Source organism: Vibrio sp. QJM3NY_15 (genome assembly GCF_057785995.1).
This window is the reverse complement of record NZ_CM173517.1, coordinates 3,343,608-3,369,316: the sequence shown is the minus strand read 5'-3', so window position 1 is coordinate 3,369,316 and position 25,709 is coordinate 3,343,608. Positions and strand designations below refer to the sequence as shown.

Annotated in this window: 22 protein-coding genes; 8 read left to right on the top strand and 14 right to left on the bottom strand. The window is 45.9% G+C overall.

Annotated elements, in window-relative coordinates:
- Positions 1–45 precede the first annotated feature (45 nt).
- From AC3CKG_RS15195 to glpX, 3 genes are all read right to left on the bottom strand, one after another.
- Entirely contained in the window at positions 46–393 is a 348-nt protein-coding gene (locus AC3CKG_RS15195) for a DUF3135 domain-containing protein (protein WP_017104624.1), read from the bottom strand.
- A 102-nt stretch (positions 394–495) separates the two neighbouring features.
- On the bottom strand, positions 496–1,116 hold the full coding sequence (locus tag AC3CKG_RS15190; protein ID WP_017104625.1) for a helix-turn-helix transcriptional regulator: 621 nt from the start codon (positions 1,114–1,116) through the stop codon (positions 496–498).
- A gap of 162 nt (positions 1,117–1,278) precedes the next feature.
- Positions 1,279–2,286 carry a class II fructose-bisphosphatase gene (gene glpX, locus AC3CKG_RS15185; protein WP_488528537.1) on the bottom strand — a complete coding sequence of 336 codons (1,008 nt, stop codon included), beginning with the start codon at positions 2,284–2,286 and terminating at the stop codon, positions 1,279–1,281.
- Between the two features lie 324 nt (positions 2,287–2,610).
- Here glpX and zapB point away from each other — a divergent pair, with 324 nt between their 5' ends.
- Positions 2,611–2,853: a cell division protein ZapB gene (gene zapB, locus AC3CKG_RS15180; RefSeq protein ID WP_017104626.1), complete on the top strand. Its 243-nt coding sequence runs from the start codon at positions 2,611–2,613 to the stop codon at positions 2,851–2,853.
- A gap of 109 nt (positions 2,854–2,962) precedes the next feature.
- Here the strand turns inward: zapB and rraA are convergent, their stop codons facing one another.
- From rraA to priA, 7 genes are all read right to left on the bottom strand, one after another.
- Positions 2,963–3,481, bottom strand: coding sequence for a ribonuclease E activity regulator RraA (rraA, locus tag AC3CKG_RS15175; RefSeq protein WP_017104627.1), 519 nt, complete (start codon positions 3,479–3,481; stop codon positions 2,963–2,965).
- Positions 3,482–3,554: 73 nt separating this feature from the next.
- A complete protein-coding gene (locus tag AC3CKG_RS15170) occupies positions 3,555–4,472 on the bottom strand; it encodes a 1,4-dihydroxy-2-naphthoate polyprenyltransferase (RefSeq protein WP_017104628.1) in 918 nt (305 codons plus the stop codon).
- A 155-nt stretch (positions 4,473–4,627) separates the two neighbouring features.
- Positions 4,628–5,968, bottom strand: a complete 1,341-nt coding sequence (gene hslU, locus AC3CKG_RS15165) for an ATP-dependent protease ATPase subunit HslU (protein ID WP_017104629.1) — start codon at positions 5,966–5,968, stop codon at positions 4,628–4,630.
- 58 nt (positions 5,969–6,026) lie between these two features.
- Complete coding sequence (hslV, locus tag AC3CKG_RS15160) at positions 6,027–6,575, bottom strand: ATP-dependent protease subunit HslV (RefSeq protein WP_017104630.1); 549 nt, start codon at positions 6,573–6,575, stop codon at positions 6,027–6,029.
- Positions 6,576–6,799: 224 nt separating this feature from the next.
- The gene (locus AC3CKG_RS15155; protein WP_029223211.1) at positions 6,800–7,339 is read right to left on the bottom strand and encodes an SPOR domain-containing protein; all 540 of its coding nucleotides are present in this window, start codon (positions 7,337–7,339) and stop codon (positions 6,800–6,802) included.
- Positions 7,340–7,461: 122 nt separating this feature from the next.
- Positions 7,462–8,466: a DNA-binding transcriptional regulator CytR gene (gene cytR / locus AC3CKG_RS15150; RefSeq protein ID WP_017104632.1), complete on the bottom strand. Its 1,005-nt coding sequence runs from the start codon at positions 8,464–8,466 to the stop codon at positions 7,462–7,464.
- 240 nt (positions 8,467–8,706) lie between these two features.
- Positions 8,707–10,908 carry a primosomal protein N' gene (gene priA / locus AC3CKG_RS15145; RefSeq protein WP_017104633.1) on the bottom strand — a complete coding sequence of 734 codons (2,202 nt, stop codon included), beginning with the start codon at positions 10,906–10,908 and terminating at the stop codon, positions 8,707–8,709.
- A 331-nt stretch (positions 10,909–11,239) separates the two neighbouring features.
- On the opposite strand from priA, the gene rpmE reads away from it, so the two are divergent.
- Both rpmE and AC3CKG_RS15135 read left to right on the top strand, forming a co-directional pair.
- Complete coding sequence (rpmE, locus tag AC3CKG_RS15140) at positions 11,240–11,458, top strand: 50S ribosomal protein L31 (protein ID WP_017055855.1); 219 nt, start codon at positions 11,240–11,242, stop codon at positions 11,456–11,458.
- A gap of 334 nt (positions 11,459–11,792) precedes the next feature.
- Positions 11,793–13,085 carry a malic enzyme-like NAD(P)-binding protein gene (locus tag AC3CKG_RS15135; RefSeq protein ID WP_372111248.1) on the top strand — a complete coding sequence of 431 codons (1,293 nt, stop codon included), beginning with the start codon at positions 11,793–11,795 and terminating at the stop codon, positions 13,083–13,085.
- Between the two features lie 199 nt (positions 13,086–13,284).
- Here the strand turns inward: AC3CKG_RS15135 and metJ are convergent, their stop codons facing one another.
- On the bottom strand, positions 13,285–13,605 hold the full coding sequence (gene metJ / locus AC3CKG_RS15130; protein WP_004729686.1) for a met regulon transcriptional regulator MetJ: 321 nt from the start codon (positions 13,603–13,605) through the stop codon (positions 13,285–13,287).
- Positions 13,606–13,813: 208 nt separating this feature from the next.
- On the opposite strand from metJ, the gene AC3CKG_RS15125 reads away from it, so the two are divergent.
- From AC3CKG_RS15125 to metF, 3 genes are all read left to right on the top strand, one after another.
- On the top strand, positions 13,814–14,995 hold the full coding sequence (locus AC3CKG_RS15125; RefSeq protein ID WP_102306776.1) for an O-succinylhomoserine (thiol)-lyase: 1,182 nt from the start codon (positions 13,814–13,816) through the stop codon (positions 14,993–14,995).
- A 2-nt stretch (positions 14,996–14,997) separates the two neighbouring features.
- On the top strand, positions 14,998–17,409 hold the full coding sequence (locus tag AC3CKG_RS15120) for a bifunctional aspartate kinase/homoserine dehydrogenase II (RefSeq protein WP_017108578.1): 2,412 nt from the start codon (positions 14,998–15,000) through the stop codon (positions 17,407–17,409).
- Positions 17,410–17,694: 285 nt separating this feature from the next.
- Positions 17,695–18,594, top strand: coding sequence for a methylenetetrahydrofolate reductase (gene metF, locus AC3CKG_RS15115; protein WP_029223209.1), 900 nt, complete (start codon positions 17,695–17,697; stop codon positions 18,592–18,594).
- A 154-nt stretch (positions 18,595–18,748) separates the two neighbouring features.
- Here the strand turns inward: metF and AC3CKG_RS15110 are convergent, their stop codons facing one another.
- The 3 genes from AC3CKG_RS15110 to argE all read right to left on the bottom strand — a co-directional run bounded on the left by AC3CKG_RS15110 (position 18,749) and on the right by argE (position 23,687).
- The gene (locus AC3CKG_RS15110) at positions 18,749–19,288 is read right to left on the bottom strand and encodes a PadR family transcriptional regulator (RefSeq protein WP_017104637.1); all 540 of its coding nucleotides are present in this window, start codon (positions 19,286–19,288) and stop codon (positions 18,749–18,751) included.
- Positions 19,289–19,661: 373 nt separating this feature from the next.
- Positions 19,662–22,298: a phosphoenolpyruvate carboxylase gene (ppc, locus tag AC3CKG_RS15105; RefSeq protein WP_017108577.1), complete on the bottom strand. Its 2,637-nt coding sequence runs from the start codon at positions 22,296–22,298 to the stop codon at positions 19,662–19,664.
- A 252-nt stretch (positions 22,299–22,550) separates the two neighbouring features.
- The gene (gene argE / locus AC3CKG_RS15100; RefSeq protein WP_009848891.1) at positions 22,551–23,687 is read right to left on the bottom strand and encodes an acetylornithine deacetylase; all 1,137 of its coding nucleotides are present in this window, start codon (positions 23,685–23,687) and stop codon (positions 22,551–22,553) included.
- A gap of 153 nt (positions 23,688–23,840) precedes the next feature.
- Here argE and argC point away from each other — a divergent pair, with 153 nt between their 5' ends.
- Both argC and argB read left to right on the top strand, forming a co-directional pair.
- Positions 23,841–24,845 (top strand): N-acetyl-gamma-glutamyl-phosphate reductase, encoded by a 1,005-nt coding sequence (gene argC / locus AC3CKG_RS15095; RefSeq protein WP_488528536.1) that lies wholly within the window; start codon positions 23,841–23,843, stop codon positions 24,843–24,845.
- A gap of 12 nt (positions 24,846–24,857) precedes the next feature.
- Complete coding sequence (gene argB, locus AC3CKG_RS15090; protein ID WP_076668771.1) at positions 24,858–25,646, top strand: acetylglutamate kinase; 789 nt, start codon at positions 24,858–24,860, stop codon at positions 25,644–25,646.
- Positions 25,647–25,709: the final 63 nt, after the last annotated feature.

Here is a 25,709-nt window from a genome sequence, read left to right as displayed (position 1 = left end):
AGGCATTTTGTTTTTAATGCGTTTTTTACAAATACATTTTGGCTCTTAGTACATTTTTGGTTCTGTATTGGGTCTAAAAGGCACGACATTTTCAGGCAGAGGCTCTTCAAAACTGCAACGACCTTGAAGCGCGTCTTGGAACTTACACACTTGGCAGCTTAATTCTTGCATCAGTACGACATTGGCATGATGTGGGTTTTTACAACGACTAACCACTAAGTCTATGTGGCTCTGCTGGGCTCGAAGCCTGTCTTGCATGGTTTCAGAGGCCGAACAGATCATCTGTTCGCACATCTCATGTTTGAATTGATTGAATGCTTTCGGATCGCTTTTCGCGAGTTGAACAAGTTCATCAAAGGGGGGCAGTTTTTGATCTGGCTGTGGATGTCCCATCTTTCCTTCCTTAGCATTAAGCATGTTTCATATGCTTTAAGCTTAAGAAAGAAATCTGTACAAATTTTGTTCTATTTTTATTTTCTCAATATTGAGACAGTATTAGTAACTTGGCGTTAGGGTATAAGTACAACGACGTTCGCCAGTAATGATGTGCTCAGTGCGGCTTACATGACATTCATCTTTGAGTAATTCTTTGAAAACATTGAGTTCTGATTGGCAGAGGCTAGGGCAACGAGTTGCAGCCTTACAGATAGGGCAGTGGTTTTCGATTAAGATGTAGTGATCGCCTTGATCTTGAAGTTCAGCCATATACCCTTCTTCTTCTCGAAGTTGGGTTAGCTTTTCAAGTTTACTCAGTAGATTGTCGCAGCCAGATAGGGCCGTTTGATATTGTTTTAACGTGTGTTGTTCACGTTCCGCGGCCACCTTAGCTAGCCCCTCTTTACCAAACAGGTTTTCGACAGCATCTATCACTTGAATCGTGAGCTCACCGTGACGATCTGAAAATTGACCATGACCTTGCTGAGTCAGTGACCAATGGCGAGTTGGGCGACCTACTTTTACTTTGACGTCATGAAACGCAAGAATACCGTCATCTTCCAAACTTTGTAGGTGCTGTCTGGCACCCATTGTCGTCATGCCAAATTCTTCTGACAGTTGTTTCGCGGTTACCGCACCTTGACGCTTAATGGTCTGTAAGATTTTGTCGCTTGTTTTCATACTATCCCTACCTCATGAACCTTACTATTATGAGGCAAGGTGTTTATAAAGCAAACCATTTACTATGGTGCAGATGAAATGCACAGGTTCTTGATGGCCAATAAAACAAAAGGCTGATACTTGGTATCAGCCTTCGCGTGTTCTGTTGAACCTAGTTTAGGTTTACAGGATGTGACCAATCACTTCTGGGTCTTTACGCTCCAGGTAGTGAATAGACTTGATGCGACGAATGGTACGGCAGCGGCCACGGATAAGCAGTGTTTCTGTGGTTGCGATATTGCCTGTACGAGTGATGCCTTCTAGCAGGTCACCCTTAGTAATCCCCGTTGCAGAGAACACAACGTTGTCGCTACGAGCCATGTCTTCCATCTTCAACACGATACCCGCCGTTACGCCCATCTCAGCACAACGCTCTAATTCAAGCTCACCGTGTTTACGGTTCTCTTCTGTATCGCCTTTTACTTCATGACGAGGAAGCAGACGTGCGTGCATGTCGCCGTCGAGTGCGCGAATAACCGCAGCTGACACGACACCTTCAGGAGCACCACCGATGCAGTACATGACGTCAACTTCGCTGTCTGGCATACACGTTAGGATAGAAGCAGCAACATCACCATCCGGCACTGCGAATACACGAACGCCCATCGCCTGCATGTTAGCAATCACTTGATCATGACGTGGTTTAGCAAGAGTGGTTACTACTAGTGTATCGAGTGTTTTACCTAGTGCTTTCGCAATGTTTTCTAGGTTTTCTGTCAGTGGCAGTTCTAGGTCAATCACGCCTTTTGCGCCAGGGCCAACAACTAATTTCTCCATGTACATGTCAGGCGCTTTAAGGAAGCTGCCTTTTTCGCCTGCAGCCAATACCGCCAATGCATTTGATTGGCCCATTGCTGTCATGCGTGTCCCTTCAATTGGGTCAACGGCGATATCTACAGCATCACCACCAATACCGACGTTTTCGCCGATGTATAGCATAGGTGCATCATCGATTTCACCTTCGCCAATAACGATCTCACCGCTAATTTCGGTTTTGTTCAGTAGGCTACGCATTACTTCTACAGCAGCGCCATCTGCAGCGTTTTTATCGCCGCGGCCAAGCCACTTGTAACCAGCTAGTGCTGCACCTTCAGTGACACGAGAGAATGACATTGCTAAATCGCGTTTCATGCGGACTCCAAAATTTTCAAAGGGGGAATAGAAATTTCGCGGCGAATTTTACCATATCCCAAAGGAAACGTTTGCCTTTTTGTTTTTGGGGGATTGCTCTCGATCAATTTGCAGGTGAAAACAGGTAATATTCATCAAAATAATCAGTCTGTTGTCGCGCTAGTAATAATTCACGTCAATATTCGGTAAAAAGCGCTGTTTTTTTCATCGAATGGCGCAAAATATCGAATATATAGAGTGTTTATCCTTGCTCTGCTGAGTAGAATGGGGAAATAAGTGGAGTAGACCTTCACCATCAAATGGATAACTTAAAGGTAGGCCAGAATGTCTTTTGAAGTACTAGAGCAGCTAGAAGCAAAAATTCAAACAGCAGTAGATACAATTGCACTTCTTCAAATGGAAGTGGAAGAGCTTAAAGAAGAGAAAGAAGCACTAGCAACAGAAGCTGGTGAGCTAAAAGCAAGCCGTCACGACCTAGAGCAAAAAACTCAGCAAATGCAGGAAGAGCACTCTGCATGGCAAGATCGCATCCGTAACCTTCTAGGTAAAATGGATGACGTTGAGTAATTGACTCTTCAGATTTAAAAAAACGCCCGCTACTGAGTAGCGGGCGTTTTTGTTTGTATTATTATGCTTTGTGTTCTTATGGTTTTTTAATTATTTGAAGCTGAGTGAGCTACTCGACCTCTTCTTCCTCAACATCCAAATCAAGCTCAACATCCAAAGGCTCAGCAGAAAGAATGATGCCCGTGTTGTCCGCGTAGAGGTAATCTTCCGGCAAGAAAGTAACGCTGCCAAAGTTGACCGGCACGTCTAATTCGCCGACACCTTCTTGGCTCGCACCTACAGGAATAGAGGCCAAAGCCTGAATACCAAGGTTCATGTCTTCTAGCTCATCGACTTCGCGTACGCAGCCGTAAACCACAATACCTTCCCACTCATTGTCTTCGGCAAGCAATGCTATTTCAGCATCGATCAGCGCTTTTCTCAGTGAGCCGCCACCATCGATCAACAACACCCGCCCCAGACCATCTTGTTCTAATACAGACCGAATCAATGCGTTGTCTTCAAAACATTTTATCGTCGAGATCTGTCCGGCGAATGACGCTCGTCCACCGAAATTACTGAACATTGGCTCCACGACATCAACTTGATCCAAATATATGTCGCACAGTGCTGAAGTGTTGTATTCCATTAGCATACCTTTTGAACAATGAGCTTACTTTGAGTATATCGGTGCTTGATCCCTTTGCAATGATTAGTCTTAATTAACTCAATAGAGTTTGAGCTACGACAACCCCTGCAAACAGTAGATTAGTCACCAGTGAACATTTCACAATAACGGGCATCATTGGGGCAATCTGAGCCGGTTTTTCGGTTTCCCAAACGGCTTTGCCATGCTTGTACACAATAATAATGCTGAGTAAAAACGGTAGGCTAATCCAGACCGGTTTTTCTTGAATCAGTAGGTAGATGGCGAAAGACGCAAGCGCCAAACCGAGTAACGCGAAATGGTACTGCTTAGCTTTACGTTGCCCTAGACGAACGGCCATGGTGCGTTTGCCACATTCGCTGTCGTTTTCAATATCACGCATGTTGTTGATGTTGAGAACGGCAACCGCCATTAGTCCACAGCCTAGCGCTGGAAGGAACAGGCTGGGTTCTACATGGCCGGTATGTAAGAAGTAAGTACCTGAAACCCCTAACAAGCCAAAGAAGATAAACACCGACAAGTCGCCAAGGCCAATATAACCATAAGGCTTATTACCGACGGTATAGGCAATCGCTGCGACAATCGCTAAAACACCCAAAGCAATGAAAGATAAGATGCTTTCGAGTGAACTCAGTGCATGAAAAATAAGAATCAACCCTGCGATTACCGTAAATACGATATTGAGAATGATCGCTTGTTTCATGGTTTGGGCGGTGACAGCGCCTGACTGCATGGCTCTCATCGGGCCTAGGCGTTTGTCGTTATCCGTGCCTTTAACCGCATCGCCGTAGTCATTCGCTAAATTCGACAAAATCTGTAATAGCGTGGCAGTTAAAAATGCCAGCAGGGCTATCGACAAAGAAAATTGGTCGTTGGCGAACGCTAAACTACTTCCTGTAAGAATAGAGACAAGTGCGAGAGGCAGAGTTTTTGGTCGTGCGGCATCAAGCCAAATCAGTAGAGATTGTTTCATCGTAGGTCTAATTCTTTGTAAGTCTTCGTTTCATACTGTGATTTGAGTATACGCCCATTTTTCGGGTAATAAAAAGCCCACTCGAAAGTGGGCCTTGAATTCGCTTATTAGCTGCTATTTCTTTGAGATAGAGCAATAAGTTGGAGTTTCCTGTGCTACAGGATGAAGCGGCTTAGGTCTTCGTCTTCTACGAGCTCGCCAAGCTTAGATATTACATAAGCTTCATCAATCACCAATTTGCTGCCTGCTCGGTCTGTTGCGTCGAATGAAATCTCATCCATTAGGCGCTCCATGACGGTATGTAGACGACGCGCACCGATGTTTTCAGTAGTTTCGTTCACACGCCATGCTGCGTCAGCAATTTGGTTGATGCCATCTTCAGTGAACTCAATGCCGACATCTTCTGTTTTCATCAGGGCAATGTACTGCTCGGTCAGTGATGCTTTTGGCTCAGTAAGAATACGTTTGAAGTCATGTGCAGAAAGCGCTTCAAGTTCAACGCGGATTGGCAGACGACCTTGCAGTTCAGGGATCAAGTCTGATGGCTTAGCCACTTGGAATGCACCTGAAGTGATAAACAAGATGTGGTCAGTTTTAACCATACCGTGCTTAGTTGATACTGTGCTGCCTTCGATAAGAGGAAGCAAGTCACGTTGAACACCTTCACGAGATACATCTGGGCCTGAGCTGTCGCCACGCTTACAGATTTTGTCGATCTCATCGATGAATACGATGCCGTTGTTTTCAGCGTTGAAGATCGCGCTCTCTTTTAGCTCTTCTTGGTTCACAAGCTTCGCAGCTTCTTCTTCAGTCAGTGCTTTGAATGCGTCTTTGATTTTCATCTTACGCTTTTTCTTGGTGTCGCCAGCGAGGTTTTGGAACATGCCTTGTAGCTGGTTAGTCATCTCTTCCATGCCTGGAGGTGACATGATTTCAACACCCATTTGTGGCGCCGCTACATCAACTTCGATCTCTTTGTCGTCTAGCTTACCTTCGCGCAGTTTCTTGCGGAAAATCTGACGAGTGTTTGAAGAGGTGGTTTCTTCCGTTGATTGCTCGTTCTGACCCCAAGCATCGCGTGCTGGTGGTAGAAGGGCATCAAGAATGCGTTCTTCAGCTTGTTCTTCAGCGCGGTATTGTACTTTTTCCATCGCTTGCTGGTGCGTCATCTTGATCGCAACGTCCGTTAGGTCACGGATGATGGTTTCAACTTCTTTACCTACGTAGCCCACTTCAGTGAACTTAGTCGCTTCTACTTTGATGAAAGGCGCGTTTGCTAGTTTCGCTAGACGGCGAGCAATTTCAGTTTTACCTACACCGGTAGGGCCAATCATCAGGATGTTTTTTGGTGATACTTCAACACGCAGGCTTTCTTCAAGCTGCATACGACGCCAGCGGTTACGTAGTGCGATAGCAACTGAACGCTTAGCGTTGTCTTGGCCGATAATGTGGCGATTGAGTTCGTGAACGATTTCGCGAGGAGTCATCTCAGACATGGTTTTTCCTTAATTCTTTAATCACTGTTGAATACAACGTTATTGATGGAAGCGGTCGCTACTCTGGCTTTGGCAGCTCAACGGTGCTCTCTAGTTCTTCAATAGTGTGCTGATGGTTGGTGAATACACAGATATCGCCAGCAATGTTCAGCGACTTTTCTGCAATTTCACGCGCATCTAAATCTGTATTTTCTAATAGTGCAGTAGCCGCTGCTTGAGCGAAGTTACCGCCCGAACCGATCGCAATCAGGTCGTTCTCTGGTTGAACTACGTCACCGTTACCAGTGATGATCAATGAAGCAGTTTCATCCGCTACTGCTAGCAGTGCTTCTAATTTACGTAGAGCACGGTCGCTACGCCAATCCTTCGCCAGCTCAACGGCAGCTTTGGTTAGGTGGCCTTGGTGCATTTGCAACTTGCTTTCAAATTTTTCGAATAGCGTGAAAGCATCAGCCGTACCGCCAGCAAAACCAGCCAGTACTTTGTTGTTGTATAGGCGACGTACTTTACGGGCATTGCCCTTCATTACGGTGTTGCCTAGAGATACTTGTCCATCACCCGCGATGACGACTTTATTATTACGACGTACAGATACAATGGTAGTCACGAGTAGGGCCTCTTAATATTTCTTATCTTTGGGTATAAAAAGTATATGAGGATGGTGCTCGGATAATTCAAGGAAGGTCGAGTGATGTCGCGCAACTTATCGGCGGAAGTTGTAAGGAAATTTGGTTAAAGGGCGAAGGGATAAAAGAAAACCTCCACAATGGGAGGCTTTCGGTGTTTGTTTTTTGGCTTTTGCTAAGATTAAGACTGCGACTGAATCTAAAACTACTCGGTGTCTTTCCAAATAGCACAAGGTTCGATTTTTGCTCGCTGTAGTTTGTGGCGATCGCGCTCGGCGTCACGCTTAAACTTGTATGGCCCTAGAACCACACGATACCAGCTACTGCCGTCTTTCTTACGGATTTCACTCGAGATACCTTGGAAAGCAATATCCAATTTACGCGCATCTGCCTGAGAAGCTGTTTTGTAAGCGCCACACTGCATGATGTAAGGGATCTTCGAGATCTCTTGCTCTTTGGCTTTAACTTCAATTTCGCGACTTGGCAGCGTTTCAACGTAGTCCCACTTCTCTTCTGGAGGTGGTGGAATCACTTTCGTTGGTTTTGGCTTAGGTTTCGGCTTGCTCACCTCTGGCACTGGTGTTGGCGGCTCAGGATCGTTACTCAATAAGTAAAGTCCGTAACCAAAACCACCGGCAAGGAGGATCGCCAAAAGACCACTGCGCCAAGGTTTACGGCGAGGGGCTTGTTTCTTGGTCGGTTTTTTCGTGCCACGACCGCGCTTTACATAATCTCTATTAGCCACAAGACAATTCAATAGTTGATAGTTCTGCTCTCATGGTAATCCAGATTGCGCGAGGATAATAGTGCAGAAATGGAAGCGGCACATCAAAATGTGCCGCAGGTTTGTGTGGGTATTTATCTTGCCTAAATTCGAGGTGGTGCCGTACTGCCACGAACCACGAGTTTGGCTTCAAGTAGACGTGAACCTGCTTGAACATCATTACCTTTCAGTAGATCAAGCATCATCAACATCGCTTGGCGTCCAATTTCGTAACGAGGTTGAGAAATCGTCGTTAGCGGTGGATCGCAGTATTGAGCGAATTGGATGTCATCGAAGCCAACAATCGATAGGTCTTGAGGAACACGTAAACCTAGCTTCTTCGCTTCTTGAATCGCACCAATTGCCATCGCATCGTTGTGACAGAAAATCGCAGTTGGCTGCTCCGGAAGTGCCAATAATTGACGAACCGCTTGCGCGCCAGCTTCAAAGGTGAAGTCGCCCACTGTGCTGTAAGCTGGGTTCATTGATACTCCAGCGCGGCGCAGTGCTTGTTGGTAACCTTGCTGGCGGAACTTACATAGGGTTGCAGTGGTTGGCCCAGAGATTTGAGCAATGCGCTTATGACCTAATTGAGCTAGGTAGTTCACGGCTTCGAATGCAGAGGTTAGGTTGTCGATATGTACCGTTGGCAATTCAAGCTCGGGTGCAAATTCACACGCCATCACCATAGGAGGTAGATTCTTTTGCTCAGGCTTACTGACATCAAATGGATGATCAGTGCCTAACAGCAGCATGCCGTCAGCTTGTTTGGTGAATACCAAGTTTACAAATGATGATTCGCGCTTCTTCTGCTGACCACTGTCGCCAAGTAGAACTAGGTAGTCATTTTCTACTGCAGCATCTTCGATACCACGGATGATCTCAGCGAAATAAGGGTCACAGATATCAGGAACAATAGTGATGATGGTTTTTGATTCGTTGCGACGTAAGTTTCGAGCTAATGTATTGGGTGAGTATCCAGCTTCAAGTACTGCTGTCTCTACTCGTTTACGAGTCGAAACTGAGACTTTCTCAGGGTTCATCAATGCACGTGATACCGTTGCGGTTGAGACGCCTGCTAGCTGGGCAACATCCTTCATTGTCGCCATAAATTAAACCCTCTTTTAAGTTCCTTTGCTGCCTAAGTATCTAAGGCGTGAATAATTAATACAATCGGATAGATATTGTGAAAGTGTTGCTAACACTTTTTTTATTGCAATATTTTATTCGTTTCATCCGTGTAAAGTTACGGCTAGATTAACAAAAATCACATGACTAGTGTGAAGTTGCTCACGAGAAATATGAAATATTTGTGAACAAACTTATCATTAGTTTTAACCCGAGTGGGTTTAGCTCAAATCTTGCGGCTCAATATCGAGTGACCAGCGGACTTTTTTCGCAGCGGGTAACATATTGATCGCAGGTTTAGCACTCATTAATAGCTTCTGCATTAATGAACGAGTCTGTGTTTGCAATATCAGCTGCCAGCGAGATTTCCCTGCTCGTTTTGCCAAAGGCGCAGGGGTTGGGCCGAGCACCATGCAATATTGGTCAAACAACGGATGTGATTCCAATGTGTGACGAACTTGACGCAAAAACTCTTCCACCAAGCGTGTGTCGTTCGCTTCTGCTCTAAACAGAGTCATGAAGGTATAAGGCGGCAACATCGTTTGTTTGCGTTCAGCCAGAGCAGTCTGAGCAAAGTGGTTATAGTCTTTATGCAATAGCGCTTGTAATAAGCCATGTTCTGGATGGTGAGTTTGTAAGATAACCTCACCTGGCTTACTGGCACGTCCTGCTCGACCTGCAACTTGGGTGAACAACTGAGCCAGTCTTTCAGAGGCGCGGAAGTCACTACTATATAAAGATGCATCAACGTCCAATAACGCCACAAGTGTCACGTCAGGGAAGTGGTGACCTTTAGCAAGCATCTGTGTACCGATAAGAATTTGGTATTCACCCTTACGAATCGATTCTAACGCGCTTTCTAGGCTGCCTTTACGACGGGTGCTATCGCGGTCAATACGAATGGTTTTGTATTCAGGGAATAGTTGACCAAGTTGCGTTTCAAGTTGCTCGGTGCCGACACCTACCGTCACTAAGTTAGCTGAACCACAGCCTTGGCAATTGTGCACGATATGCTGCTGCGAGCCGCAATGGTGGCAGCGCATTTCATTGCTGTATTGGTGATAGGTGTAGTAAGCATCGCAGCGTTTACATTCGGCAGTCCAACCACAGTCGTGACACATCAATGCTGGGGAAAAACCGCGGCGATTGAGGAACAGCATCACTTGGTTGCCCGCTTTTAAGTGTCTTTGCATTTCTGCAATTAACGACGCAGATAAGCCACTTTCCAGATATTCCCCCTTAACATCCAACACTTTATTGGTGGTCGGCAGTGCGACACCAGCGCGTGAGGTGAGGGTGAGATAGCTGTATTTACCTATCTGGGCGTTGTGCAGCGTTTCAAAAGCCGGTGTAGCCGAACCTAGAACCACTGGGATTTGCGCCTTATGAGCACGCATGATCGCGACATCACGAGCGTGGTAGCGCAGGCTATCTTGCTGTTTATAAGAGGCGTCATGCTCTTCATCAACAATGATAATGCCCAAATCAGCAAACGGCGTGAATAGAGCCGAGCGGGTACCAATCACGATGCCAGCAATCTTATCGCGGGCTGATAGCCATGCATTGAGTCGCTCAGAATCGTTTAATCCAGAGTGGATAACCTCAACAGGCACATTAAAGCGTCGCTTAAAGCGGTTAATCGTTTGTGGAGTGAGGCCAATTTCAGGTACCAAGACTAACGCTTGCTTGCCTTGGTCGAGAATCGGCTTGATCATATTCAGGTAGACCTCGGTCTTGCCCGAACCTGTGACACCCTCTAACAAGAAGCAACCAAAATCGGTTTGGCTGTTTACTGTCGCAATTGCGATGGCTTGCTCTGCATTGAGTTTTGGCTTGTCTTGGTCGTTTTCGAGTTCCACTGGCCATGGCTTGCGCTTCGGTTTTTTTTCTACCGACTCAATCCAGCCTTTTTCTTCCAACGTCTTCAGTACTGCGCTGCCCACCTCTTCATCAATGAACTCTTGATGAGGAACTGCGCCGTGTTCAAGCATGTGCATGACTTTGGCTTGTTTGACTGCGCGACCAAAGCCTTGCATCAGTTGATCTCTACCTGATGGGGTCAGTTGCCATTCAACAAGCGTTGCGAAATCGGCAGCTTTGCCTTTTCGTAAAGCGCTAGGCAGAGCGTTAGCCAAGGTTTCGCCCAGTGGGTACTGATAGAATTGACTGCACCATACCAAGAGTGAGTAGACCGATTCAGGCCAAACGGGTTGGTTGTCTAATAAGGCTTTAATAGGCTTGAGCTTGTCGAGCTCGAATTCTGATTCGTTAACCAGAGCCGTCACGATACCGGTTAAGGTTTGTCGTCCAAAAGGCACAGAGACTCGACCGCCAATAATCGGAAATAGGTGGCTAGGAATCTTGTAATCGAACTGCTTGTCGAGTGGAACAGGCAGTGCCACACGGGCAATCATTGGACGCATAAAGGGACGGCTTTATCTGAGTTGACGAGAGCGAACAGTCTAATGGATAAGGGCGTTAAATTCGAGGAGCAGTTTAGATGACAGAGCTTACTTGAGGCTTGAATGCTACTGGAGCCAGAAAATAACGCTTAATAGAGGGTTTAAGGACTGTGTTGGTGAAAAATGTATCAAATCAGTTGATCCTACCTCACAGATTCATTACTATACTGCGCCTTAAAGGTATGGCTTTATCGCTTTTTAGTGATGCTGCGGTGTCTTTATTTTATTTTTTAACAACGTGTGGTGTCCGGCTTAGAATCGGATGGCGACACGGCCTAATTGAGGTTATCCCATGAAAGCTGGAATCCACCCAGAATACAAAGCAGTAACAGCAACTTGTTCTTGCGGCAACACATTCGAATTCAACTCTACTCTAGGTAAAGATGGTATTCACCTAGACGTATGTGACAAATGTCACCCATTCTACACTGGTAAGCAACGTATCGTAGATACAGGCGGCCGTGTAGATCGCTTTAACAAGCGTTTCGGTGCTCTTTCTAGCAAGAAGTAATTCTCGCTATTTAGACATGAAAAAGGACACTTCGGTGTCCTTTTTTGTTGCCTGAAATTTGAGAAACCCCTGACTTTAATAACACTCTTCGCTTATCTCGACGATAGGCTGTCGATTTGAGTTTAGCTCCAACACTTTCCCCTGAATCACGCTTCCCTAGAAATCCGCTCGAAAGTTCAACAAGCGATAGTAATTTCAACTGCTCACTGGTCTTATTAGTAGTGAAATCTCGTTTTTTAATGAGACAGAGGCTTTAACCACCTAGGAACTTTGAAGTACATCTATTAACATGAACAAGATCCCCCAAATAATAATATCCTAGGAACCTACACCTATGTCTGAAGACAGCCGCCAAGACCAATCCTCTCAAGAATTATCGCCTCAAGAACGATTCCGTCAGCAAGCTCTTGATTATCATGAGTTCCCAATTCCAGGCAAAATTGCCGTAGCACTGACGAAGCCTGCAAACTCTGCAGAAGATCTAGCACTTGCATACAGCCCAGGCGTGGCTGAGCCTGTTCGCGAGATCGCACAGAACGTTGATAACGTCTATAAATACACAGGTAAGGGCAACATGGTTGCTGTTATCTCTAACGGTACTGCGATTCTTGGCCTAGGTAACCTTGGTCCTATTGCTTCTAAACCTGTAATGGAAGGTAAAGCGCTACTGTTTAAGCGTTTTGCTGGTTTAGATTCTATCGATATTGAAGTAAAACACCGCACAATCGATGAGTTCGTTGATACGGTTGCGAATATCGCAGATACATTCGGTGGTATTAACCTAGAAGACATCAAAGCACCAGATTGTTTTGAGATTGAACGTCGCCTGATCGAGCGTTGTGATGTACCTGTATTCCACGATGACCAACACGGTACTGCGATTGTAACGGCAGCGGGTATGCTGAACGCGATCGAACTTCAGGGCAAGAAACTTGAAGAGTGTAAGATCGTTTGTTTAGGTGCTGGCGCAGCGGCTGTAGCATGTATGGAGCTACTGATTAAGTGTGGCGCTCAGCGCGAGAAGATCTACATGCTTGACCGTAAAGGTGTGATCCACACTCGTCGTGATGACCTAAACGAATACAAAGCGTTGTTCGCAAACAACACTGATAAGCGCACACTTGAAGATGTTATCGAAGGCGCTGATCTGTTCTTGGGCGTATCAGGCCCTAACCTATTACCAGCTGAAGCACTAACGCTGATGGCTGATAAGCCTGTTGTGTTTGCATGTTCAAACCCAGATCCAGAGATCAAGCCTGAGCTTGCCCACGAAGTTCGTTCTGACCTAATTATGGGTACAGGCCGCAGTGATTACCCTAACCAAGTAAACAACGTACTTTGTTTCCCATTCATTTTCCGTGGTGCACTAGACGTGCGTGCAAGCGAAATCAATGATGAGATGAAGCTAGCTGCAGTTAAGGCGATTCGTGAGTTAGCAAAAGAAGAAGTTCCAGCTGAAGTACTAGCTGCTGCGGGTGAGACTGCATTGGAGTTTGGTACAGGTTACATCATTCCTAAGCCAATGGACCCACGTCTACTTCCTCGCGTTGCAAAAGCTGTTGCGGAAGCGGCGGTTGAGTCTGGCGTGGCTCGTATTGAGATGCCTGCTAACTACATGGCTCAATAGCTCAATAGCTCAATAGCTCAATAGCTTGTTATAGCAGTTGCTCTATTGAGCGAAAAAGAATAATAAAAAACCGACCCATTAGGAGTCGGTTTTTTTATGTCTATCATTCACTGCGCAGTCATAGAGGGCATAGTGGTTGATGTGACAAATAGGGTTCAGTTATCGCGAATCAATATTGAAGGCAGTGACTGAGTTGTTTTTATTCTTCGTCAAACGCTTCGAACTCGATACCCATCTCTGTCATCAGTTTTTTCACTTCAGTAGGGATATCGTCTGGACGGTCTTTACGAAGGTCTTCATCCGTTGGTAGTGGTTGGCCTGTGTACGCATGTAGAAAGGCTTCGCACAGTAGCTCACTGTTTGTTGCATGGCGTAGGTTGTTAATCTGGCGGCGAGTACGCTCGTCAGTAAGAACCTTTAACACTTTTAGAGGGATAGAAACTGTAATTTTCTTTACTTGTTCGCTTTTCTTTCCATGCTCAGCATATGGGCTTATGTATTCACCATTCCAGTCGGCCATTGCGTACCTTCATCACTTTAGTTGTTAGAATAAATTAATAGTGGTGATTTTAGCGGGATTTACTGCCATAAGCAAAGACATATAGACGTCTAGAAGTGTTGACGTCTCACGTTTATGAAAGTAAAGTGAATAACATATATCTAACACAGCCGCAAAATGCCGACAAGCAGCTGTGATTCTCAGACGCAAAACTTGTAAGGAAGCACCTATGAGCAGCCGGAAGCCAGCAACCATCGCAGTACGTACTGGCATCGAGTCAGACACGCAACACCATGCTGTTGTCCCACCTATTTATCTTTCGACTAACTATGGGTTTCCCGCTTTTGGTGAAGTGCCAAAGTACGATTATACCCGCTCTGGTAACCCAAACCGTGGTTTATTAGAAACGGCACTGTTTGAGCTTGAGTCTGGTAAAGGCGCGGTTGTCACTAACTGTGGTACCTCGGCGCTTAACTTATGGGTTTCTGCTTTCTTAGGTGGCGATGATCTTATTATCGCACCTCACGACTGCTACGGTGGCACTTACCGTCTGTTTAATACACGCTCACTTAAAGGTGACTTCAAAGTTCTGTTTGTTGATCAATCGGATCAAGCCGCGCTGGATGCAGCGATCGCGCTTAAGCCAAAGTTGATCTTAATTGAAACACCATCGAATCCATTGGTTCGTGTGGTTGATATTGCAGAAACTTGCCGCAAAGCGAAAGAAGTGGGTGCTCTGGTTGCTGTCGACAACACGTTTTTGACGCCTGTGTTCCAAAAGCCTTTAGAGCTGGGTGCTGATTTTGTTATCCACTCAACCACCAAGTACATCAATGGACACTCAGATGTTATTGGTGGCGTTGTGGTGACGAAAACTGAAGAACACGCTGAAGAGTTAGCATGGTGGGGCAACTGTATTGGTGCAACCGGCACACCATTTGATAGCTATATGACTCTACGTGGTATTCGTACGCTAGGTGCGCGTATGCGTGTTCACGAAGAAAGCTCACGTGAAATTCTGACGGCTCTGCAACAACAAGATCTGGTGGGTACAATTTACCACCCAAGCCTTCCTGAACATCCGGGTCACGAGATCGCGAAGAAACAGCAGTTGGGCTTTGGTTCTATGCTGAGCTTTGAGTTCGCGGGCTCTTTTGAAGCACTTAAATATTTTGTCGATAAGTTAGAGCTATTTTCTTTGGCTGAATCACTGGGTGGTGTTGAAAGCTTGATTTGTCACCCTGCGTCGATGACTCACCGTGCGATGGGCGAAGAAGCTCTAGCAGAAGCGGGTGTTTCTCAACAACTACTGCGCCTCTCTGTTGGTCTTGAAGATGCAGAAGACCTCATCGACGATCTCAAGCAAGCTTTCGAAAGAACACAAGGCTTTATCGCTGAAGGGGAGGGTTAATAATGGCAACCTTTCGCCAGCTACATAAATTTGGTGGCAGCAGTCTAGCGAATCCTGAATGTTACCAACGCGTAGTCAACATTCTTAGAGAATACTCATCAGCAACGGATTTAGTCGTTGTATCAGCAGCGGGTAAAACAACTAACCGCTTGATTGAGTTTGTTGAAGCGCTCGACAAAGATGGTCGTATTGCGCATGAATGCCTACAAACCCTTCGTCAGTTCCAACTTGAACTGATTGAAGCATTGCTTGAAGGCGAAGCCGCTTCTCAACTAACGGCAACCATCCAACAAGAATTTACCGCTTTGGGTGAGCTCACTGCTCCCTTGAGCGAAGCACAAAAAGCGCAAGTGCTTGGTCATGGCGAGATTTGGTCTTCACGTTTGTTGGCGACTTTGTTGTGCCAGCATGACTTACAAGCAGTTGCTCAAGACGCTCGTGCTTTTTTACGTGCAGAAGCGGGCGCTCAACCTGAAGTTGACCGTGCTCGCTCGTATCCTCTGATTAAAGAAGCTCTAGCGCAGCATGCGCATTGTCGTGTGGTGATTACCGGCTTTATGGCTCAAAACACTGAAGGTGAAACGGTACTGCTAGGTCGTAACGGCTCGGATTACTCAGCAACTGTGATTGGTGCTTTGGCGGAAGTTGAACGTGTGACGATTTGGAGTGATGTGGCAGGCGTATACAGCGCTGACCCTCGCTTGGTTTCGGATGCATGTTTACTGCCTCTGCTTCGCCTTGATGAAGCGAGTGAGTTAGCTCGTTTAGCGGCTCCAGTGCTTCATAGCCGAACGTTACAGCCTGTTGCTCAAAGTGCTATGGATTTAAGCTTACGCTGCAGCTATCAGCCAGAAGCTGGCTCTACACAGATAGAGCGTGTACTGGCATCGGGTCGTGGTGCAAAAATTATTACCTCTTTAGATGAAGTTCTTATCGTGCAGCTGACCTTTGGTCACGGTCATGATTTCGATCGTCTAGAGAGTGAAGTCCTTGAAGGGCTTAAGCGCGCTCAATTAGAGCCGCTTGCTTATGAACTTGAACCGGATCAGCACTGCTTGCGTCTTGCTTACACAGAAGAGATCGCTGGTGGCGCTCTGGAATATCTACAAGACCACGCGATTGAAGCTGAGATTAAGCTCAAAGAAGGTTTCTCTCTGATTGCGGCGGTAGGTGCGGGTGTGACTAAGAACCCGAACCATTGCTACGGTTTCTACCAGCAGCTCAAGAGCTCACCGGTTGAATTCATCTCAGAAGCGAACTCTGGCTTGAGCTTAGTCGCTGTGATTCGTAAGAGTGAAACATCAAGCCTAGTGAAAGGCATTCACTCTCAATTGTTCCAAGCGCAGAAGCGTGTTGCGATTGCTTTATGTGGCAAGGGCAACATTGGTTCAAGTTGGTTAAGCCTGTTTGCTGAGCAAAAAGCGGAACTTGAAAAGCGTCGTGGAATGAACTTTGAATTAGTTGCGGTGGTTGATAGCCAAACTTATTGGTTCGACGACCAAGGCATTGACGCGACTTCAGTTGGTAAACGCTTTGATGACGAAGCGATTGCCAATAACGGCAACGACTGGCTAGAACGTTTAGGTTCTATTCAGGGCTACGATGAAGCGGTTGTTTTAGATGTCACGGCGAGCCCTGTGCTTGCAGCAAAATACCTGCAAGTCGCACAACAAGGTATTCACCTGATCTCGGCTAACAAGGTGGCAGGTTCTGCATCAAGCGAGTATTACCATCAAGTGCAAGATGCTTTCGCTAAGATCAGCCGTCATTGGTTGTACAACGCGACAGTAGGTGCTGGCTTACCGATTAACCACACGGTACGTGACCTGCGTGAAAGCGGCGATGACATCATCGCGCTATCGGGTATCTTCTCGGGCACCTTGTCTTGGTTGTTCCAACAGTTCGATGGCACGGTGCCATTCAGTGAGTTGGTTGACTTAGCGTGGCAGCAAGGCCTCACTGAACCCGATCCTCGCGCTGACCTCGATGGCTCAGACGTGATGCGTAAGCTAGTGATTCTGGCTCGTGAATCGGGGTTAGATATTGAACCTGAAAACGTGAAAGTAGAATCATTGGTACCTGCAGAGTTACAAGACCTATCCGTTGATGACTTCTTTGATAAGGCCTCTGTGCTGAGCGAAGAGTTAGCTGAACGTTTAGAAAAAGCACATTCTCAGCAGAAGGTTCTGCGTTACGTCGCGCGTTTGGAGAAGAATGGTAAAGCTACCGTAGGCGTTGAAGCGCTATCTAAAGAACACGCTCTGGCGAACTTACTGCCTTGCGACAACATCTTTGCGATTGAGAGTAAGTGGTATAAAGATAATCCATTGGTTATTCGTGGCCCGGGTGCTGGTCGTGAAGTAACAGCTGGCGCAATTCAATCTGACCTAAACAGAATGTCTAGCCTGTTCTGATACTCAGATCGGTTGGTTTAGTGCCTAAATGTCATACTATTCACTAAGATAAACAAGGCTGAAAGCACGATGTGTTTTTCAGCCTTTTTTCTACATTATTTCTGCTTTGCGAGCCATCTAACTACTTGAGTTTTACTCACGATCTACTTGAGAAAAATTCATAATGGATCTGTTGACATTAAATCGTATTCAATACATTCTACAGACATATAGACGTCTAAACGGCGTTCGAAGGATTTAAGATTTAAGATTTTTAGTGGTTGCTTTTGCCACAGGGAGAGTAAGATGGGATACACACACGCAGGCCATATCGACGCTTTGAATCAGAATATCGCAGAGCTTTCTGACAACATCAATGTGTCATTTGAATTCTTTCCACCAAGCAGTGAGAAGATGGAAGAAACACTGTGGAACTCTGTTCACCGTCTTAAAACACTTCAACCAAAATTTGTATCGGTAACCTATGGTGCAAACTCGGGCGAACGTGATCGTACCCATTCAATCATTAAAGAAATCAAAAACCAAACGGGTCTAGTGGCAGCACCACACTTAACGTGTATCGATGCTAGCCGTGAAGAGCTGATTCAAATTGCCGACGATTATTGGGCAAATGGAATCGAAAGTATTGTTGCTCTGCGTGGTGATATTCCCGCTGGTGGCGGTGCGCCAGAGATGTACGCATCTGACCTAGTTGAACTGCTTAAATCACGTCATGATTTTGATATCTCGGTAGCAGCATTCCCTGAGGTTCACCCTGAAGCGAAGAGCGCTCAATCTGATCTTATCAACCTAAAACGTAAAGTGGATGCGGGCGCGAACCGTGCTATTACGCAATTCTTCTTCGATGTAGAAAGCTACCTACGTTTCCGTGACCGTTGTGTGGCAGCGGGTGTTGATGTTGAGATTGTACCGGGCATCTTGCCAGTATCTAACTTCAAGCAAGCGTCTCGCTTTGCAGCAATGAACAACGTAAAAGTGCCGGGCTGGATGGCGAAGCAATTCGAAGGCTTGGATGATGATCCAACGACTCGTCAGTTAGTAGGCGCGAGCCAAGCGATTGATATGGTTCGTACGCTGAGCCGTGAAGGTGTGAAGGACTTCCACTTCTATACGCTAAACCGTGCAGAAATGACTTACGCGCTTTGCCATACGCTAGGTGTTCGTCCACAAATTGCTGCGCTGTAATCAAAAACTAAGCACTTGTAGAAAGCCTCTGGCAGTAACATTTCAAATCCTACAGATACAAAAAAGGCTTGGACTCTTAGAGTTCAAGCCTTTTGCTTTTCTAGCTTCTAGCTTCTAGCTTCTAGCTTCTAGCTTCTAGCTTCTAGCTTCTAGCTTATGCGATAGCACCAAGTTCAAGCAGCACTTCTTCAGCCCATACAATCCATGCTTCACGGATCAGTAGGTTGCGACGAAGTGTTAGACGCTCAAGGCGCGCTTGCTTGTCTAGCGTTGATGGTGTTGCGTAGTAAGCTGCTTCAATCTCTTTGTAGTGAGAAACCAGTTTGCGAGACTCTTCTACTAGCTCAGCAAGTTGTACACGGTACGGGTCAGATGCTTGAACAGCACAAGCCATTAGCTTAGCTGAGAACTCATCACGAACCGTTGGGTGTGCAGTCGGTTGTTCAAACCATTCACCTAGAGCGCCACGACCAGCGTCAGTGATAGAGTAAACTTTACGATCAGGTTTGCCTTCTTGAGGTTCAAGCACGCAAGTTACTTGGTCGTTCTGAGCCATTTTATTTAGCTCGCGGTAAACTTGTTGGTGGCTAGCTTTCCAGAAGTAACCAATGCTTGCGGAGAATTCTTTTGTGATATCGTAACCAGTAGCATCGCGTGTACTTAAAACGGTTAGAATTACGTGTGGTAATGACATGTCTGAAATCCAAATGGTAAACAGTAAACAAATACTTAAACAACAAGTGTGCTTCTAATGGCACGTTATATTGGTTATGTCTAAGTAGCACCAACTCAGCGGTTGGTTATGTCACCTTATAAAGCCGTTTATCACCTAGGTTGACCGATTTCTTGGTCAAACTGCTGCAGATTATTTTATTGGAGTATTTCCGCAGCGGAGCAGTAGTATATCTAAATAATAAGCATAAAGTAGAATACATGGACAAAATAACCCAAAAAACTAACAAAATACTCATTAGTGTTTATTTTGCAAAATAAAAAGGTCGCGCATGGCGACCTTTTGTTCTTTTTGTAGATGTAAATGCTGATTAGGTTATAGTAGGAATCACTAATTAACCAGTGTTTCGCATACCTGCTGCAATGCCTGCAATCGTCACCATTAGCGCTTCTTCTAGTTCTGCTGGTGGTGTTTCACACTTACGAGTACGGTAAAGCAACTCAGCTTGAAGCATGTTTAGTGGCTCAACATAGATGTTACGTAGGCGAATTGATTCAAGCCCCCATGGGTCACTCTGCATCAGGTTCTCGTTATTTTCTACATTCAGCACGGCTTTGATGTCTTTCTGCAATTGTTCACGCAGTAATTCACCCAACGGCAGCAGTTCTTTATCAACAAGGCGTTGATCGTAGTACTTAGCGATTTCCATGTTGCACTTCGAGTACACCATTTCCAACATACCCAGACGAGTCGAGAAGAATGGCCACTCGCGACACATCTCTTCAAGCAGTGCTTGATGACCTTGGTCGACGGAATATTGAATCGCTTCACCTGCGCCTAACCATGCTGGAAGTACCAAACGGTTTTGGCTCCATGAGAAGATCCATGGAATCGCACGTAAGCTTTCTACGCCGCCATTCGGGTTACGTTTCGCAGGGCGAGAACCAAGAGGCAGTTTACCTAGCTCCAGTTCAGGCGTCGCTTGACGGAAGTAAGGTACGAATTTCTCTTCACCGCGAACCACGTTACGGTAAGCCTCACAAGAGACTTGAGACAGCACTTCCATTAGGTCGCGCCATTCTTGTTTTGGTTCCGGTGGCGGCAGAAGGTTCGCTTCTAGAATCGCACTTGCGTAAAGGTTGAAGCTGTTTACTGCAACATCTGGCAAGCCAAGCTTAAAGCGGATCATTTCGCCTTGTTCTGTTACACGTAAGCCGCCTTTCAAGCTTTTAGGTGGCTGAGAAAGTAGGGCTGCATGCGCTGGCGCACCACCACGACCAACTGTACCGCCACGGCCGTGGAATAGAGTTAGCTCAATGCCTTCTTCTTCACAAACCTTAACCAGCTTGTCCATCGCGTCATACTGAGCCCAGCCTGCAGACATTACGCCGGCATCTTTTGCTGAGTCAGAATATCCAATCATCACCATTTGGTGGTTCTGGATAAAGCCACGGTACAAGTCGATGCTCATTAGCTGTTTCATTACCGCTTCTGAGTTGTTCAAGTCGTCTAGCGTTTCGAATAGTGGACATACGTCCATGCGGTACGGGCAACCACATTCTTGCAGAAGCAAGTGAACAGCCAGTACATCTGAAGCAGTACGAGCCATAGAAATTACGTAAGCACCGAAGGCTTCACGAGGTTGAGCAGCAACGACCTTACAGGTGTCCAAAACCTCTTTGACCTGTTCGGATGGCTCCCAGTCGCGTGGTAACAGTGGGCGTTTTGAGCTTAATTCATTGGTTAAGAAAGCGACCTTGTCTTGCTCGCTCCACTGGTCGTAATCACCAATGCCTAGGTAGCGAGTCAGTTCAGACAGTACGTCTGAGTGACGTGTACTTTCTTGACGAACATCGAGACGAACCAAGTGCACACCGAATGCTTTTAGGCGACGTAGGGTATCAAGTAGAGAACCGTCCGCGATGACGCCCATGCCACATTCGTGCAGCGATTGGTAACACGCGTAAAGCGGTGTCCAAAGTTGGTCTATATTCTGTAGTGTTTCTTTCTTCGGTACTTCTGCGTCGTGCAGTTTTGCATCAAGCACTTCTAGCGTGTTGTTCAGCAGAGTACGTAGGCTCTTGAGGATTGCACGGTAAGCTTCGTGCTCATCGCCAGCCAATTCACGAACGGCATCATTACACTTGGTCATCGACAGTTCGGTAATCAGCTCGTTCACGTCACCTAAGTACAGATCAGCGGCTTTCCAGCGAGATAGACGCAGTACTTCTTTGGTGATGGTGTGCGTTACGAATGGGTTGCCATCGCGGTCGCCACCCATCCAAGATGAGAAGTGTACTGGGCGTGCATCAATTGGTAAGCCTTCACCAAGGTAACCTTTTAGTCGGCCATCCATATCACGTAGGAAATCAGGCACGGCTTCCCAAAGAGAGTTTTCTACAACCGCAAAGCCCCACTTAGCTTCATCAAGTGGTGTTGGGCGTTGTTGACGAATCACATCAGAGTGCCAACCTTGAGCGATAAGCTGCTCTAGGCGACGTTCGGTTTTCACACGCTCTTTGTGTGATAGGTCGCTTAATTCTAATTTAGACAGACACTCGTTGATCTTAACCAACTTGTTGATCATGGTGCGACGAGTGATTTCTGTTGGGTGAGCAGTCAAAACGAGTTCGATGTTCAGGTCGCGAACAGCTTGAGCTGCATCTAACTTGCTGATGTCGTTTTGGTTTAATTTGGAAAATAGAGATTGCAGCACGTCTGGTTCGCAAACATGCTCCTCACAGTGGCGAGAGATGGTGTGGTACTGCTCTGCCATGTTGGTGAGGTTGAGAAATTGGTTAAATGCACGAGCAACAGGAGTGAGTTGTTCGTTCGGCAGGTTTTTGATTTCTTCAACTAGGCTGTCACGGTCAGCTTTGTTGCCTGCGCGGGCGGATTTGGAAAGTTTACGGATAGTCTCCACTTTCTCTAAGATAACGTCACCATGTGCATCTTGGATTGTGTTACCCAGCAAGCGTCCCAGCATGCTTACGTTACTCTTGAGAGCGGCGTATTTCTCGTTCATTGTCATCCTGCCTCGTAAAAAAATTACATCCATTGTTCCTTGTTAAGTACACAATCTAGCGAAAAGTGCTGTATCTAGTCAAATAAAGCATTCTAAGTTTGCAATTATTAGGTTTAAAAATGCGGGAGAAGTAAATTTTTAAAAACTTAGGGAAAAAGTGAAATTTAATTACAAGATTGCGGCTATATCAGGGATGGCAGAATAAAAGCCACTTTTTAGGGTGGCTTTTATGTGAATATTCGGATTGAGAAGTAATAACTAGAAACAATATTTACGGATAGATTTACTCAGAACATCAATTGTTGGGTCAATAAAATCGAAGCTTAAGAACTCATCCGGCTGGTGAGCTTGGTCAATTGAGCCTGGACCTAATACCAAGGTTGGACATAACTCTTGAAGGAAAGGTGCTTCAGTACAGTAGTTCACGGTTTGAGATTCAGTTTCACACACTGATTCCATGCCACCGATAAACGGATGATCGTGCTGACACTCGTAACCCGGAATAGGTTCGTGCAGCGGAGTAATCTCAATTCTGCCCGGCCATTTTGCTTCTACTTCTTTTAGTGCGCTACGCAGCATGTTATCTAAACCATCTAAGCTGATGCCCGGTAAAGGACGAACATCATAGTGCAGTTCACAACAACCACAGATACGGTTTGCACTGTCGCCACCGTGGATATGACCAAGGTTTAGGGTCGGGCTTGGAATTGCAAAACCTGGGTGATGGTACTCTTTGACTAACTTGTCACGCAGCTGCATTAAAGCAAATAACACTTCATGCATGATCTCGATAGCGTTAACGCCTAGAGCTGGATCTGAAGAGTGACCTGATTTACCCGTTACTCGTACTGCGTTGGCGACATGGCCTTTATGACCACGAATCGGCACAAGGCTGGTTGGTTCACCAATGATGCAGTAGTCCGGTTTAAATGGTGCATTTTCAGTGAAATGACGTGCACCCAACATGGTGGTTTCTTCGTCACAGGTTGCTAATACATAAAGCGGCTTGGTTTGCTTGCTCCAATCCATCTTCTTCGCGGCTTCATAAACGAAAGCGAAAAAGCCTTTCATATCGGCGGTGCCTAATCCGTAGAAGCGGTTGTTGTGTTCTGTCAGTGCGTGAGGGTCGAAGTTCCAACGTCCTTCATCGAATGGCACGGTGTCGCTATGTCCTGCAAGCAGTAAGCCCCCTTCGCCAGAACCCATCTTTGCGACCATATTATGCTTGCCGGGTTCGACCTCTACCACCTCAACACTAAAGCCTACGTCTTTAAACCATTGAGCCATTTTTTCGATAACTTTCTCGTTGCCATGATCCCAGCTTGGATCGGTCGAGCTAATGGAGTCGGTGGAAATCAGGCCTTTATAGACCTCTAGAAAACTCGGTAATTGCATAATAACTTCACTTCTACTATTGACAGGAAAACCATAAGTCGGTAAAACACATATTAAATCATATTTAATGCATAAGAAATCAAATAAAGCTAAAAATTAAGTATGAATAGTCAAATTTGAAATGTAACTTACCTCAAGAATGGATGTGTTGAGATGTTGAAAACCACGATCATTGGCGCAAGCGGCTACACAGGAGCAGAACTGGCTCTAACGATAAACAGACACCCTGAGCTCACGCTATCAGGTTTATATGTCTCAGCCAATAGTGTAGACGCAGGTAAACCTATTGCGGCACTGCACGGTAAGTTAGCTGGCCTGATTGATATGCCAGTACAGCCATTAACGAATCCAGAAGAAGTGGCAAAGCAGTCGGATGTGATTTTCTTAGCCACTGCACACGAGGTAAGTCACGACCTAGCGCCAATCTTCCTTGAGAACGATTGCCAAGTGTTCGACCTATCAGGTGCATTCAGAGTTAAAGGCGAAAACTTCTATCAAGAGTTTTACGGTTTTGAACATCAACACGAACAATGGCTAGACAAAGCGGCTTACGGTTTAGCGGAATGGAACGAACAAGAAATAAAAGAAGCTCAGCTTGTTGCAGTCGCGGGTTGTTACCCAACTGCATCACAACTGGCGATTAAGCCTTTAGTTGAAGCAAAGTTACTGGATGAGAACCAATGGCCAGTGATTAACGCGACTAGTGGCGTTACTGGAGCAGGTCGTAAGGCGACTATGGTCAACAGCTTCTGCGAAGTAAGCCTGCAAGCTTATGGTGTATTCAACCACCGTCATCAACCTGAAATGGCGGCACACCTAGGGTGTGATGTAATTTTCACCCCGCACCTCGGCAACTTTAAGCGTGGCATTTTAGCGACCATTACTATGAAACTGGCTGACGGTGTGACAGAACAACAGATACAAGAAGCCTTCGAGCAAGCTTATCAAGGTAAGCCAGCCGTGAGATTACTCGAAGAGACATTGCCAAGAATTCAAGATGTAGAACAGACACCTTTCTGCGATTTAGGTTGGAAGGTTCAAGGTCAACACATCATCGTTGTTTCAGCGATTGATAACTTATTAAAGGGTGCATCTAGCCAAGCGATGCAGTGTTTAAATTTACGTTATGGTTTTGCGCCATTAACTGCGTTAGTGTAAGGAAATCTAGATATGAGCCTTAATAATCAACCATTAATCATAAAGTTAGGTGGCGCTGCGCTATCTTGTGGTGAAACACTTAGCAAGTTATTTGGTGCTATCTCTGCTTACCAACAACAAGCACAACGACCAATCGTGATTGTTCACGGTGGTGGTTACCTTGTTGATGATTTGATGAATAAGTTGAACCTCGAAACCGTTAAGAAAGAAGGGCTACGTGTTACTCCTTATGATCAGATCCCTGTGATTGCTGGTGCGCTAGCGGGTACAGCCAACAAGTTACTTCAAGGTCAGGCGATTAAAGACGGTATCAATGCCGTTGGTTTGAGCCTAGCAGACGGTGGTTTATGTAAAGTCAGTGAGCTGAACCCTGAATTGGGTGCAGTAGGTAAAGCTGAGCCGGGCGACTCAACCGTTCTGCAAGCGATCCTAAATGCTGGTGCATTACCAATCATTAGTTCGATTGGTCTGACAGAGCAAGGCCAACTGATGAACGTTAATGCCGATCAAGCCGCGGTTGCCGTTGCAGGTGCGCTTGATGCTGAACTGGTACTGCTTTCTGATGTAAGTGGCGTGTTGGATGGTAAAGGGCACCTGATTCCAAGTCTTAATCAACAACAAGCCGATGACCTCATCACAGGCAAAGTCATTACTGACGGCATGATCGTTAAGGTTAAAGCCGCATTAGAAGCCGCTAATGACCTCGGACGACCAATCGAAGTCGCCACTTGGCGATACCCAGACAAACTGACACAACTTTTTTCAGGTAAGAGCATAGGAACACAGTTTTTACCTCAGTAGGCCTCACAGCGAGTCACTACTTAAAGAATTTAGACAAACTAAATAAACATATAATTATGAAGT